The sequence below is a fragment of the Sphingosinicella flava genome, from assembly GCF_016025255.1.
Classification (GTDB): domain Bacteria; phylum Pseudomonadota; class Alphaproteobacteria; order Sphingomonadales; family Sphingomonadaceae; genus Allosphingosinicella; species Allosphingosinicella flava.
Window position 1 is genome coordinate 1,772,148 of the sequence record NZ_CP065592.1, and the last position, 13,618, is coordinate 1,785,765.

General features: G+C 63.6%; 13 protein-coding genes. 6 read left to right on the forward strand and 7 right to left on the reverse strand.

Annotated features, from left to right (window positions below):
* Nucleotides 1-10: 10 nt before the first annotated feature.
* Nucleotides 11-1,003 carry a cation diffusion facilitator family transporter gene (locus IC614_RS09065; protein ID WP_200971011.1) on the reverse strand — a complete coding sequence of 331 codons (993 nt, stop codon included), beginning with the start codon at nucleotides 1,001-1,003 and terminating at the stop codon, nucleotides 11-13.
* A 98-nt stretch (nucleotides 1,004-1,101) separates the two neighbouring features.
* Here IC614_RS09065 and IC614_RS09070 point away from each other — a divergent pair, with 98 nt between their 5' ends.
* A complete protein-coding gene (locus IC614_RS09070; protein WP_200971012.1) occupies nucleotides 1,102-1,719 on the forward strand; it encodes a YbhB/YbcL family Raf kinase inhibitor-like protein in 618 nt (205 codons plus the stop codon).
* 22 nt (nucleotides 1,720-1,741) lie between these two features.
* Here the strand turns inward: IC614_RS09070 and IC614_RS09075 are convergent, their stop codons facing one another.
* Complete coding sequence (locus IC614_RS09075; protein ID WP_200971013.1) at nucleotides 1,742-2,272, reverse strand: peroxiredoxin; 531 nt, start codon at nucleotides 2,270-2,272, stop codon at nucleotides 1,742-1,744.
* A 68-nt stretch (nucleotides 2,273-2,340) separates the two neighbouring features.
* Between IC614_RS09075 and IC614_RS09080 the strand changes: the two genes are divergently transcribed.
* Nucleotides 2,341-3,093 carry a DUF72 domain-containing protein gene (locus IC614_RS09080; protein WP_200971014.1) on the forward strand — a complete coding sequence of 251 codons (753 nt, stop codon included), beginning with the start codon at nucleotides 2,341-2,343 and terminating at the stop codon, nucleotides 3,091-3,093.
* Nucleotides 3,094-3,099: 6 nt separating this feature from the next.
* On the opposite strand, the gene IC614_RS09085 is transcribed toward IC614_RS09080, so the two are convergent.
* From IC614_RS09085 to IC614_RS09095, 3 genes are all read right to left on the reverse strand, one after another.
* On the reverse strand, nucleotides 3,100-3,438 hold the full coding sequence (locus IC614_RS09085) for a DUF962 domain-containing protein (protein WP_200971015.1): 339 nt from the start codon (nucleotides 3,436-3,438) through the stop codon (nucleotides 3,100-3,102).
* Entirely contained in the window at nucleotides 3,416-3,856 is a 441-nt protein-coding gene (locus tag IC614_RS09090) for a hypothetical protein (RefSeq protein WP_200971016.1), read from the reverse strand. The genes IC614_RS09085 and IC614_RS09090 overlap by 23 nt, the downstream gene beginning before the upstream one ends.
* Before the next feature lie 69 nt (nucleotides 3,857-3,925).
* On the reverse strand, nucleotides 3,926-4,783 hold the full coding sequence (locus IC614_RS09095) for an SDR family oxidoreductase (protein ID WP_200971017.1): 858 nt from the start codon (nucleotides 4,781-4,783) through the stop codon (nucleotides 3,926-3,928).
* Nucleotides 4,784-5,073: 290 nt separating this feature from the next.
* On the opposite strand from IC614_RS09095, the gene IC614_RS09100 reads away from it, so the two are divergent.
* The 4 genes from IC614_RS09100 (at nucleotide 5,074) to IC614_RS09120 (ending at nucleotide 11,588) form a co-directional block, all read left to right on the forward strand.
* Nucleotides 5,074-7,101: a TonB-dependent receptor plug domain-containing protein gene (locus IC614_RS09100; protein ID WP_200971018.1), complete on the forward strand. Its 2,028-nt coding sequence runs from the start codon at nucleotides 5,074-5,076 to the stop codon at nucleotides 7,099-7,101.
* A gap of 405 nt (nucleotides 7,102-7,506) precedes the next feature.
* Nucleotides 7,507-9,324 (forward strand): ABCB family ABC transporter ATP-binding protein/permease, encoded by a 1,818-nt coding sequence (locus tag IC614_RS09110; protein ID WP_200971020.1) that lies wholly within the window; start codon nucleotides 7,507-7,509, stop codon nucleotides 9,322-9,324.
* A gap of 90 nt (nucleotides 9,325-9,414) precedes the next feature.
* A complete protein-coding gene (recQ, locus tag IC614_RS09115) occupies nucleotides 9,415-11,178 on the forward strand; it encodes a DNA helicase RecQ (RefSeq protein ID WP_200971021.1) in 1,764 nt (587 codons plus the stop codon).
* The gene (locus IC614_RS09120) at nucleotides 11,175-11,588 is read left to right on the forward strand and encodes a TIGR01244 family sulfur transferase (protein ID WP_200971022.1); all 414 of its coding nucleotides are present in this window, start codon (nucleotides 11,175-11,177) and stop codon (nucleotides 11,586-11,588) included. Before recQ ends, IC614_RS09120 begins: the two co-directional genes overlap by 4 nt.
* Here the strand turns inward: IC614_RS09120 and IC614_RS09125 are convergent.
* Together IC614_RS09125 and tldD are read right to left on the reverse strand one after the other, a co-directional pair.
* Complete coding sequence (locus tag IC614_RS09125; RefSeq protein ID WP_200973175.1) at nucleotides 11,572-12,105, reverse strand: DUF924 family protein; 534 nt, start codon at nucleotides 12,103-12,105, stop codon at nucleotides 11,572-11,574. The genes IC614_RS09120 and IC614_RS09125 overlap by 17 nt on opposite strands.
* Nucleotides 12,105-13,532 carry a metalloprotease TldD gene (gene tldD / locus IC614_RS09130; protein WP_200971023.1) on the reverse strand — a complete coding sequence of 476 codons (1,428 nt, stop codon included), beginning with the start codon at nucleotides 13,530-13,532 and terminating at the stop codon, nucleotides 12,105-12,107. The genes IC614_RS09125 and tldD overlap by 1 nt, the downstream gene beginning before the upstream one ends.
* Between the last annotated feature and the right edge of the window lie 86 nt (nucleotides 13,533-13,618).

The following is a 13,618-nucleotide window of genomic DNA, read 5'->3' on the forward strand; positions in this document are numbered from 1 at the left end:
CATGCCTCTCTTAGACCGCATCGTCGGCCTGCATGTGGCAACGGCTATCCCCGATGAGTTCGATCTGCAGCGTGACATGGCCGATGCCGAAACGGTCCTCCATCAAATGCTGCACGTCGTGAAGGAAGGCGTCGCCCGGATGGCCGCCGGGCATGACGAGATGGGCGGTCATCACCGTTTCCGTCGTGCTCATCGGCCAGATGTGGAGATCGTGAACCGCCGAAATGCCCGGCAAGGCGGCCAGCGCGCCCTCCACCGCTTCCGGGTCGATGCCCGCCGGAACCCCGCCAAGCGAAAGAGCCAGGGCCTCCTTCAGCAGCCCCCAGCTGTTCCAGAAGATGACGGCCGCGACGACCAGGCTGACGACCGGATCGATCCACGTCATGCCGGTGGTGAGGATGAGAAGGCCGGCAACGACCACCGCCGCCGACACGCCCGCATCGGCCGCCATGTGAAGATAGGCGCCGCGAATGTTGATGTCGCCCTTCCGTCCGCGCGCGAACAGGAGCGCGGTGGCGAGATTGACCGCCACGCCCGCCGCCGCGACCGCCATCACCGTGCGGCCGGCCACGGGATGCGGATCGCCGATCCGTTGCGCGGCCTCCAGCACGATCGCGCCCAATGCCACCATCAGCAGCAGGGCATTGGCGAGCGCGGCGAGAATGGTCGAGCCGCGCAGACCGTAGGTGAAGCGGCGGCTCGGCGGCTTCTTCGCCAGCGCCGCGCCCGCCCAAGCGACGCCGAGGCCCAGCACGTCGGACAGATTATGGCCGGCGTCGGCCAGAAGGGCGACGGAGCCGGACAGGAAACCGAACACCGCTTCGACCGCCACGAACAGAATGTTGAGCGTGATTCCGATCGCAAAGGCGCGTCCGAAGTCGGCGGGCGCGTGGACATGACCCTGATGCCCATGGCCGTGATGCCTGTGGCCGTGATGGCCATGGGCGGCATCCCTGGAGCCAGGATGAGCGTGAGTGTGGTGTCCGGTGCGGTGCTGGGTCATTTTCGCTCAACGCCTTAACCGACAAAGGGCCGGGGATGCTAGCGCCCGGACCTTTCCTGGGTTCCGCCGGTTCAACGGGGAGGGAGAAAGGAGATCCGATGCTCGAACATATTCCCGCTTGGCTTGGCGCCAGCTTGCGCTCGGTGCGCGCCGGGGCGGACAAGCTCGCCATCACCCAGCCCAATCTCGGCGATTTCAGCTATATCGACCTCGCCAGCCCCGCTTTCGCGAATGGCGCGGCATTGCCGCCGCGCTTCACCGCCGATGGCGCGGGCCTATCGCCGCCGCTCGTTTGGGGTGAGGTGCCGCCAGACACGAAGAGCCTCGCGCTCATCGTCGAGGATTTCGATGCGCCGTCCCCTCACCCTTTCGTTCACGCCATCATCTGGGGCATGGCTTCCGATGCGCACCGCCTTGGGGAAGGCGACATCGTGGCGGATGGCGATGGCGGCGGTGAGGGCGATGTCGGGCGCAACTCCTATCTCCGCGAAGGCTGGCTTCCGCCCGACCCCCCTTACGGACACGGCCTCCACCATTATGCCTTCCAGCTCTTCGCCTTGTCTGGCGCGCACGACCCGGGTCCAAGCCCGGGCCGCAACGCTTTTCTGGACGCGATCCGCGGTCATGTGATCGCCGCCGGTCTTCTCATCGGCACCTATACGCGCGACGAAGCCGCGCCGGACCCTGCTTTCCGCCCTGCTACCGCGCCGGGTTGATAAAAGGGCAGAACCGCCATCCTCAACGTCGCGCGGCCTTCCATTCGCGTACGGCGGCGAGGGTATTCTTCACATGATCGCGCGGATTCATGTCGCTGTGGACGTAGGTCACCCGTCCATCGGGCGCGATGACATAGGAGGTGCGGTTGGACAGCCCCTCGCGCGCGGGGAGCTTCACGTCATATTTGGCGATGAGCGAGGGTCCGGCCGACGCCACGGCAAACTTGTCGCGGCACGCTTCCCTCGAAAATTTGGACAATTTGTCGATGGGGTCGGCGGAAAGGCCGATCACCTGGGCGCCCATTTTCCGGAAATCGTCGCTGGCTTCGGCGAATTCATGGGCTTCCAAGGTGCAGCCGGGCGTGAAGGCGGCGGGAAAGAAGTAGAGGACGACGGGGCCCTTCTTCAACTCGTCCGACAGCTTCAGCGTGCGGACCTTGCCCGCCAGCGCCGCATAGGTTTGGAAATCGGGCGCCTTGGCCCCGACGCTCAACGAGGCGAAGGCGGGGGCGGCGATCGTGACGGCGGCGATGAAGGCGATCAGGGGACGCATGAATGGGCTCCTTGTTGGACGGCGCCCGCCATAGCATAAGAAAAAAGGTTTGCACCACGGAGCAAAAGATGGCGGACGGGCGCATACGGGTCGGGATCGGCGGCTGGAATTACGAACCGTGGCGCGGCACCTTTTTCCCGCCGGGCCTGCCAAAGACACGGGAGCTGGACCATGCCAGCCGCCAAGTCACGGCGATCGAAATCAACGGCACCTATTACGGGTCGCAAAAACCCGAGACCTTCGCCAAATGGCGCGATGCAGTGCCGGACGATTTCGTCTTCACGGTAAAGGCGTCACGCTTCTGCACCAATCGCAAGATTCTTGCCGAAGCGGGCGGATCGATCGAAAAATTCCTGACCCAGGGCATTACCGAGCTTGGCGCGAAACTGGGCCCGATCCTCTGGCAATTCGCCGCGACCAAGACGTTCGATGAAGCGGACATTGCCGCTTTCCTCGCGCTTCTGCCGGACAAGCAGGACGGCGTGGCGCTCCGCCACGCGCTGGAGGTCCGGCACGACAGTTTCGACGATCCGCGCTTCGTCGCGCTGGCCCGGAGGCACAATGCGGCGATCGTCTATGCCGACACCAAATATCCGACTCTTGCCGAACAGACAGCGGATTTCACCTATGCTCGCCTGCTCGGCTCGGTCGAGGCCGAACCCTTGGGCTATCCGGCAGCGGATCTCGACCGTTGGGCTGAAACGGCGCGGCAATGGGCAAAGAATGGCCGCGACGTATTCGTGTTTTTCATCGCGGGCGAGAAAGCGAGGAACCCGGCGGCGGCAATGGCCCTCATCGATCGGTTGCGAACCTCGGCCTGAACCGGCTCAGTTTCCGTTATCGCGCACGCCCGCCGCATCGAGCTCAGGGCCGAGGCGGCCTGTGAGCCAGAGCCACCACATCTTGAAATCCGCCATCAGCGACCAGAGCGGATAAGTGAAGGTCGCCGGCCGGTTCCGCTCCAAGATCGCATGGCTCGCCCAGGCAAAGGCATAACCGGCGAGCGGCATGACGAGAAGGAGCCGCCATTCTCCGGTCACGATCGCCGCGCTGGCAAGGAGAATGACGAAGCTCGTCCCCGCATAATGCAGGCCGCGCGTTGCCGGTCGCGCATGTTCGCGAAGGTAGAAGGGCCAGAAGGCCTTAAAGCTCGTGTACCTCGTCATGCGGCACCTCTTCGTCAACGGCATCCCGCCGCGCCCGGCCCGCCCAACGATGGGCCAGTGCGGCGCCAAGCAGTGGGCCGACGATTCCGGCGATCTGCATCCACAGCGGATGGGGGATGCTGCTCATCTCGACGAGCAGATAGAGGGCGAGGATCACCCCGATCACCCATGCGAGCCAGCCCCGTCCCCCGATCGCGACCGCCGCCCAGCCGCCGCCCAAGGCCCCGAGGAAACGGCCGGCGACGATGGCACCCAAGGTCGCGATTGGCGCGTTCAAATAGTAATTGGCGAGATCGGCCTGGCTCTTGGGATTGAAGCCGTCGGGGAAAGGGAAAAGGAGGACGGCGACGATGGTCGCCGCGAGGGCGATCACGAACCCGATCAGCAAGCCGGCCACAAGACCGCCAAATTCCCGCATTCCACCGTCTCCCTGCTTCGTTTCGGGATCAGTATAGCGGCAATGGGGCACCGGCAGAAGGCGGTTCGTTCAGCTGCCCACGATCGTGCCGCCATTGGGATGGAGAACCTGCCCCGACATATAGCGGGAATCGTCGCAGGCGAGGAACAGGAAGCTGGGCGCGACCTCGTTCGGCTGGCCTGGACGGCCCATCGGCGTGCTTTTGCCGAAATCCTTCAATTTCTCCGGCGATGCGCCGCCGCAGGGATTGAGCGGCGTCCAGATCGGGCCGGGCGCGACGCCGTTCACGCGGATGCCCTCGCCGACCAGATTTTCCGACAAGCTGCGCGTGAAGGCAGTGATCGCCCCTTTCGTGGAGGAATAATCGAGCAGCTCCTTCGAGCCCTGATACATGGTGATCGAGGTGCAATTGATGATTGCCGAACCGTCCTTGAGATGGGGACGCGCGGCCTGGGTCAGGAAGAACATCGAGAAGATGTTGGTCTGGAAGGTGCGCTTCAACTGCTCTTCGGTGATGTCGGCAATATCCTGATCGGGATGCTGCTCCCCCGCATTGTTGACGAGAATGTCGAGTCCGCCAAGCGCGTCGACCGTCTTCCGGACGACAGCGCCGCAAATATCCTTCGAACCGAGATCGCCCGGCAGGAGTACCGCCCTGCGCCCTTCCTTCTCGACTATGGCCTTGGTTTCTTCCGCATCGTCATGTTCGCAAAGATAGGAGATCCCGATGTCCGCCCCTTCGCGCGCGAAGAGCGCCGCGACGGCCCGGCCGATGCCGCTGTCGGCGCCGGTGATGAGTGCGACCCTGCCCGCAAGACGGCCCGCTCCCGGATAGAAGGGCTCCCATTCCGGCTTTGGCTCCAACCTGCTCTCATGACCGGGCAAGGCGTCCTCGTGAATCATGCCGAGGGTTTCGGTATCGTTCATGATTTTTCTCCGTCGATTTAAACTTACCCTCAAAGACTCTAAGTCCCTGAAGGAAGAGGGGCGTCTTTCGATAAACCGGCCAAGACACGGCCCGTTCCAGCCCCTGCCCCGCCTTGCCGGACGCTTTTCGTTCGGCTGCCGTTCATATTTCCCATTGTCTATGTGCTACATCTGTGGCAGTGTTAGAAACATAACACACCTTGAGGGAGCATGACGTGACGATTAGGGGAATGCGCGGGAAGCGTGCACTTTGGCTGGCGACAGCAAGTTTGCTGGCGTCTGCACCGAGTTTGAGTCAGGCGCAGGAAACGGGCGATGCGCCGCAGCCGGTGCCCGCCCTTCCGGCCGTGGTGGAAGGCGCCAAAAGCTACACGCCCGCCGACTTCGCCCGCTTTGCACCCAAGACCGCGATGGACATGCTGGGCCAAGTGCCGGGCTTCGTCGTCCGGGTGACGGCGCAGGAACGCGGCTTGGGGCAAGCCTCCACCAACGTCCTCCTGAACGGGGAGCGTTTTTCCGGCAAATCGAACGACGTGGTCGCCGAACTTGGCCGTATATCCGCTGCCGATGTCGTCCGCATCGACATTATCGACGGCGCGACGCTGAACGTTCCCGGCCTGTCCGGCGAAGTCGCCAACATCCATTACACGCGCCGCAACACGCTCAGCGGCCAGTTCCGCTGGAATCCGCAAATCCGGGCCAAACGCACGCCCGCGAGCATCACCAACGGCAATGCATCGTTGAGCGGTGCGATCGGCAAGGTCGATTTCACCCTGGGCTTCGACAATCAAAGCCGCGTCAACGGCAATGCCGGCCCGGAAATCGTCACCGACCGCGACGGCAATGTCATCGACCGCCGCGACGAACGGATCGACGTTTTCGTCGAGCAGCCGAAGATTTCATTGGGCCTCAAGCACAAAAGCGCGTCGGGGGCGCTCGCCAATCTCAACGCTTCCTACCAGATTTTCAATTTGGATGCCGACGAGACGTCCTTCCGATCCGGGCCGAACCAAGTCGACCGCGACCGGCGCTTCTTTGAGAAGGAGCGCGAATATAATTATGAGATTGGCGGCGATTATGAATTCGCAATCGGCCCGGGCCGATTGAAGATGATCGGCCTTCATCGCTTCGAACACAGCCCCTATTCGCAAACCGTCATCACGCGTTATGCGGATGACCGCGCCCCAACCGGCCAGCGCTTCGAGCAGAAGGCTGACGAGGGTGAATCGATCTTGCGTGCCGAATATGGTTGGAGCGCGGGCAAGAGCGATTTGCAGGTCGCTGCGGAAGGCGCCTATAATTATCTCGACAACGTCAGTAGCCTGTTCCTGCTGGACGCAAATGGCGTATTTCAGCCCCAGTCGCTCGACAATGCGGTCGCCCGGGTCGAGGAGAAGCGGGCTGAGGCGAGCGCCACATTGACGCGGCCGCTCAGCAGCAAGCTCACGTTGCAAGCCTCGCTGGGAGGCGAATATTCAAAGCTGAGCCAGACCGGCGCCAACGGCTTGTCGCGCGCCTTCTACCGTCCCAAAGGCTTCGTGTCTCTCGCCTGGAAGCCCTCGCCCCGGCTCGATATCAGCGCCAAGGTGGCACGCGAGGTCGGCCAGCTTAATTTCTACGACTTCGTCGCTTTTGTGAATGTGGGCTCCGAAACCGGCAATGCCGGCAATCCGGAGATCGTGCCCCAGCAAAGCTGGCTCGGCGAGGTGTCGGCAACACGCAATTTCGGCGCTTACGGTACCGTGACGGCGCGTTTCTACGGCCGCTTGTACCAGGATATCTTCGACTATGTGCCGATCGGCGATGACGGACAGGCGCCGGGCAATCTCGACAAGGCAACGCTCATCGGAACATCCTGGACAGGCACGCTCAATCTTGATCCCTTCGGCCTCAAGGGCGCGAAAATCGATCTGTCCGGCCAATTCCAGCATAGCCGGATCGAAGATCCGCTGACCGGCATTCACCGGCCGATCAACGACACCATGTCGCGGTCGATCGAAATTTCATTCCGCCACGACGTGCCGGGGACGGATTGGGCTTATGGCAGTTATTACAATGAGTTCGAACATCAATGGCAATATCGCCTGAACGAAAAGTCGCGGCCATCCAACGATCCCGGCGGCGTCGGCATCTTCGTCGAAAATAAGGACGTGCTGGGCCTCACCATTCGCGGCAGCGTGGACAATTTGCTCGGCACGCAGGAGCAATTTACCCGCATCGTCCATGACGGGCGGCGCACCGACCCCGTGCTGTTCACCGAATTTCGCGACCGCGATTACGGCCCGATCTTCACGCTGTCGATCAGCGGAAAATTCTAACGGCTCACCCCTTGGCGGGCGCCGGCTTTCCAAGCCCCGCCCGCCGCGTTTTCATCCGGTCAGGCTCGGGGAGCCGGACCTCGTCCGCGGCAAGGACCGGAGCTGTTCCTGCCTCGCCGCATTGCGCGACGACGACAGGGAAAAGGATATCGCCCTGCCGGGCCAAGGCATCCTCGGCCGCGGCATTGCAAGCCGCTTCGCTTTCATAACGGGCCGGGAGAGTCGCGACCTGCCGGCAAGCTCCGTCGGCTTCACCGCATCCTAAGATCGCCATGACAAAATAAACCGGTCCCATCGCCCGCTCTCCTGTGCCTCTGATGCGATAAACCGTTGAAGTAGGACGGCGTTCCTAACTTTACGCAGGCGTAATTTGGTTCTCGCGAAAGTGTCCCTATCTTGGGCGCAATGGCGTCTTCTTCCCAATCCACCGAACCCGAAGCAGGCTGGGCGGCGCTCCGCCGCTTCCTGCCCTACCTCTGGCCCAGCCATGCGCCCGCATTGCGCGCCCGGGTGATCCTGTCGCTACTGCTGGTGATTGTTTCGATCCTGATCACCACCCTCGTCATGCCGCTCGCCTACAGCGCGGCGGTCAACCGGATGACGACGGGGATGGAGGCTGCTGCGCAGATCGCGATCGCCCTCGTCGCCGCTTACGCCGCCGCACGGTTCGGAGGCGTCTTGTTCGACAATCTGCGTAACGGCATTTTCGAGCGCGTGGGGCAGGACGCGACGCGGCGGCTCGCCGAAACGACCTTCCGGCATCTCCACGACCTGTCGTTGCGCTTCCATCTCGAGCGGCGCACCGGGGCGGTGACCAAGATCATCGAACGGGGAACGAAGAGCATCGATTCGATGCTGTATTTCCTCCTCTTCAACATCGGCCCGACGGTGATCCAGCTCGCCATCGTGCTTGGCCTCTTCTGGATCAAGTTCGGCATCGGTCTCGTCGTCGCCACGATCGTGATGGTCGTCGCCTATATCCAATTCACCCGGATCGTCACCGATTGGCGCGCGCGGCTGCGCGTCGAGATGAACGATCTTGACACCGGTGCCGTCGCCCGCGCGGTGGACAGCCTCCTCAATTTCGAAACGGTCAAATATTTCAACGCCGAGGATCGGGAAGCGGAGCGGTACGGCCGGGCCGTTGCCCGCTATGCCGACGCAGCGGTGAAGAACGAGACGTCGCTCGCCTGGCTCAACATTGGCCAATCGCTCATCACCAACCTGATGATGGCGGGCGCGATGGGCTTCACCGTCTGGGGGTGGTCGGTCGGTCGCTTCACGCCGGGCGACGTGGTGCTGGTGAACACGCTTCTCGCCCAGCTCTTCCGGCCGCTCGACATGCTCGGCTGGGTCTACCGCAACATCCGCCAGGGCCTGATCGACATGGAGGCGATGTTCGGCATCGTCGACACCAAGGCCGAAGTGGTCGACATTCCGGATGCCCCGCCGCTCCACGTTGCCCAGGGACATGTCCGGTTCGAGGACGTACATTTCGGTTACGAGTTGGAACGGCCGATCCTGAAAGGCATCGATTTCGACGTACCGCCGGGCACGATGCTGGCCGTGGTTGGTCCGTCGGGGGCGGGCAAGTCCACCCTGTCGCGCCTCCTCTTCCGTTTTTACGATCCGCTGTCCGGGCGCATCACCATCGATGGCCAGGACATATCGCAGGTCAGCCAGCAAAGCCTGCGCGCCGCCATCGGCATCGTTCCGCAGGACAGCGTCCTTTTCAACGACACGATCGGCTACAATATCGGCTACGGCAAGGACGGCGCGACGCAGGCGGATATCGAGGAGGCGGCGCGGGGCGCGGCCATCGCCGATTTCATCGCCGAGCTTCCGGACGGCTATCAGTCGCGCGTCGGCGAGCGGGGGCTCAAACTCTCCGGCGGCGAGAAGCAGCGCGTCGCCATCGCGCGTACCCTGCTCAAAAATCCGCCGATCCTGATCCTCGACGAAGCGACCAGTGCGCTCGACAGCCGCACCGAGGCCGCGATCCAGGCCACGTTGCGCGCCGTCGCCGCGCGCCGGACCAGCATCGTCATCGCCCACCGGCTTTCCACCATCGTCGACGCCGACCAGATCGTCGTCCTCGACCAAGGCGTGGTGGTGGAGAAAGGCACCCACGCCCAACTCCTCCGCGAGCGCGGCCTCTATGCCGAAATGTGGGAACGCCAGCAGAGCGAGCGCGAGGAAGAAGAACGGGAAGCGGCAGAGTAATTCAGGCTATCATTTCCGGCGAAGCCGAAATCTCGTGAAAGCACGGAAATGAGATTCCGGCTTTCGCCGGAATGACGCTAAGGGGGTGGCGTGCAAGACCCTCTCGACATTCTCCACACGACCTTCGGCTTCTCCGATTTTCGCGGCGTTCAGGCTCAAGTCGTTGATCGCGTCATGGCCGGGCAGCATACGCTCGCGGTGATGCCGACCGGCGCGGGGAAATCGCTTTGCTATCAGGTGCCTGCGCTCGCCCGGCCCGGAACGGCGCTGGTTATTTCCCCGCTCATCGCGCTGATGCACGATCAGATTCGTTCGGCGGAAGGGTTCGGTATTCGTGCCGCATCCCTGACGTCCGCCGACGATAACCGGCAGGAGACGCTCGCCCGCTTCCGGGCGGGAGAACTGGATCTCCTTTATGCTGCTCCGGAACGCGCATCGAGCGAGAGCTTCCGCAACCTGATCGCTCAAGTGCCATTAGCGCTGATCGCGATCGACGAGGCGCATTGCGTGAGCGAATGGGGTCATGATTTCCGGCCCGATTACCGTCTGCTCCGCCCTTTGCTCGACCGCTTTCCAGGCGTGCCGCGCCTGGCGCTGACGGCGACGGCGGACCGGCAGACGCGGGAGGATATTCTCCACCAGCTCGGCATTCCCGATGAGGGGCTGATCGTTGCCGGGTTCGACCGGCCGAATATCCGCTATCATATCCGGCCACGCGATGGCCTGTCGGGCCAGTTGCAAACCCTGCTCGCCAACCAGCCGGGGGCAGGCATAGTCTATGCGCCAACCCGTGCGGCGGCCGAAAAGATCGCGGAGCAGGTCGGCAAGATGGGGCGTCCCACGGGGGTCTATCATGCCGGTCTCGATCCTGGGGTGCGGGCACGGGCGCAGGCGGCATTCGTGCAGAGCGAAGACATGGTGATGGTCGCGACCATCGCTTTCGGCATGGGGATCGATAAGCCGGACGTGCGCTTCGTCGCTCATGCCGGCCTCCCGAAGTCCATCGAGGCTTATTATCAGGAAACGGGCCGCGCGGGCCGCGACGGAGACCCATCGGAAGCGCATCTTTTCTGGGGAGCCGAAGACTTTTCCCGCGCTCGCGCCCGGGTCGAAAGCGAGGTGCCCGAGGATCGTCGTGGCGGGGAGCGGCAGCGGCTCAACGCGATGGGCGCGCTGGTCGAGGCGGCGGGATGCCGCCGCGCGATTCTGCTCCGCCACTTTGGAGAGACGCCCCCCGAAAGCTGCGGCAATTGCGACAATTGCCTGGAGCCGCCCCAGGCGGTGGACGCGACCGAAATCGCCCGCAAGTTGCTTTCCGCCGCCTTCCGCACCGAAATGCGGTTCGGCATCGGACACCTGACCGACGTGCTGGCCGGCAAGGAAACCGACAAGATCCATAATTTCGCTCATCACCGCCTGAGCGTCTTCGGCATTGCAAGCGAGGACGAACTGCCGCTCATCAAGCCTGTCGCGCGCGCATTGATGGCGCGCGACGCGCTGCGCGCCGACGAATATGGCGGCCTTTCCTTCGGCCCGGGCGCCCGTGCGATCCTGAAGGGTGAGGAGGCCGTGGAGATCGTCCTGCCGCCCAAAAGAGAACGCCGCCGCAAAAGGCGCGACGCGGCCGATTACCCGCACGATCCGCTTTTCGAGGCTCTTCGCGCGTGCCGCCGCGACCTCGCGAAGGAGCAGGACGTGCCGCCTTATGTCATCTTCCACGACAGCACGCTTCGCGAAATGGCGGAATTGAAACCGGCAAGCCTGGATGCCCTTTCGCGCATTTCCGGCGTTGGTGTGGCGAAGCTGGAGAAATATGGCGCGGCCTTCGTCGCGGTCGTGAGGGATCATCAATGAGGAAAATCGACGAGTGCCTGTTCGTGGCGGGTCAGATCCGGCCGGAGGATATGCCCGCATTTGCCGCTCAAGGCATGAGGATGATCGTCAACAACCGTCCGGATGACGAAGAGCTTGGACAGCCGTCCCATGCCGAGATCGAAGCAGCAGCCGCAGCGGCGGGAATCGCCTGTCGCCATATTCCGGTTGCCGGTGGCTTTTCTGCGGATCAGGTGGCGGCCATGGGCGAAGCGCTTGGCGCCGCGAATGGACCTGTTCTCGCATTTTGCCGCTCGGGCACGCGTTCGACCTTTCTTTGGGCTTTGACCCGCGCCCAAGCCGGAGAAGAGGCCGTGGAGATCATGCGGAAGGCGGCAGAGGCGGGATACGATCTGACGCCGATCGCCCCTTACCTCACCAGGGCGGGGTGAGGCCGAATTCCCTTTCTTCCGGCCTGCTCTGCCGTCCGAGCACCGCATTGCGGTGCGGAAAGCGGCCGAAGCGGGCGATGACGTCGCGATGCTTGATCGCGAAGCCGAGAGAGAAATCGTCGCCCAACGCGCGGAACAGTTCGACCGAGCGTTCCTGATCCGACAGATCCTCGCTGTGCTGGAGCGGCATGATGAGGAAGGCCCGGCGTTCCTGCGGCAGCGCCTCGAAATAGCCTTTCGACAAGGCCCGGTTCGTGATCGCGAGCGCGAGCGGGTCGGTGGCGAACGAGCGGGGATCGTCGCGGAACATGTTGCGCGGAAATTGATCGAACAGGATCACCGCCGCCAGCGCTGCGTCCGGGCTGCCGGTGAAATGATCGGGGGAATGCGCCTGCTCGGCCTTCCACAGCTCGAGGAAACGAACGCGGATGGCGGCGTCCAATGCATCGTCTCGCGTCCACCACTGCTCCCGCGTCAGGCCGAACCAGAAATCCAGAATTTCGTCCTGCCGCTCCATCAAGCGGCGGTTCCGCCGACAGTCAGGCCTTCGATCAGCAGGGTCGGCTGGCCGACGCCCGCCGGAACCGACTGGCCGCCCTTGCCGCAAACGCCGATGCCTTCGTCGAGGCACATGTCGTTGCCGATCGCCGCGACCTTGGTGAGGACGGTCGGCCCGTCGCCGATCAGGGTCGCGCCCTTGATCGGACTGCCGAGCTCTCCGTTCTCGATTTTATAGGCTTCGGTGCAGGTGAAGACGAACTTGCCGCTGGTAATGTCCACCTGGCCTCCGCCGAAACTCTTGGCGTAGATGCCGTTCTTCGCGCGGGAGAGGATTTCGCCGGGATCGTCCCTGCCGCCGAGCATGAACGTGTTGGTCATGCGGGGCATCGGGGCATAAGCGAAATTCTCGCGGCGGCCGTTGCCGGTCGGCGCGACGCCCATCAGGCGGGCGTTGAGGCGGTCCTGGATATAGCCTTTGAGAATGCCATCCTCGATCAGGGTATTGCATTGGGTCGGCGTGCCTTCGTCGTCGATGGTGAGCGACCCGCGCCGCGCGCCGATCGAGCCGTCGTCGACCACGGTGACGCCCGGCGCCGCGACTCGCTCGCCGATGCGGCCGGAGAAAGCCGAAGTGCCCTTGCGGTTGAAATCGCCCTCAAGGCCGTGGCCGATGGCTTCGTGAAGGAGGACACCCGGCCAGCCCGGGCCGAGGACCACCGTCATTTCGCCGGCAGGCGCCGCAACGGAGTCGAGGTTCACCAGCGCCTGCGCAAGCGCGATGTCGATGGCGCGGTTCCACGCTTCCGGCTCGAACAGGCCGTCATAGAGGTAGCGGCCACCCATGCCGTGGTAACCGCTTTCGCGCCGTCCATTCTGTTCGACGACGATCTGGACATTGAGGCGGACGAGGGGCCGCACGTCATGCGCGACGAAACCGTCGGGACGGACGATTTCTATCACGCTCCACGATCCGGCGAGGGTGACGGACACCTGCTTCACGCGCGGGTCGCGGGCGCGGGCGGCAGCATCGACTTCCTGGCAAAGCGCAACCTTCCTGGCGAAAGGAACGAGGCTCAAGGGATCGGCGTCGGTATAAAGGCTGGCGTTGGTGCGGCGCGGCGGCGCGGGGCGCTGGCCTCTCGCCGGATCGAGCACCGCCATCGTCTCGGCCGCGCGGGTGATGGCATGCTGCGACAATTCGTTGGCATGGGCGAAGGCGGTGGTTTCGCCGGACACGCCGCGCAGGCCGAAACCCGCCTGCGTGTTGAAATCCGCCGTCTTCAGACGCCCGTCATCGAAGCCGAAACTCTCCGATGCGATATATTGCAGGTAGAGTTCGCCGTCATCGCAGGCGCGCAGCGCATCGGCGGTGAGGCGCAAGGCAGCATCCGGATCGAGGTCGTTGCGGTAGAGGAAGCGGCGGGAGTCGGCGGTGCTGATCATCCGATGAATATAGGCGCTTTGGGAAAGCGCGCCAGACGTGCTCCTGCGAAAGCAGGAGTCCATTCGTTCCAATGCTGCTGCTGGGT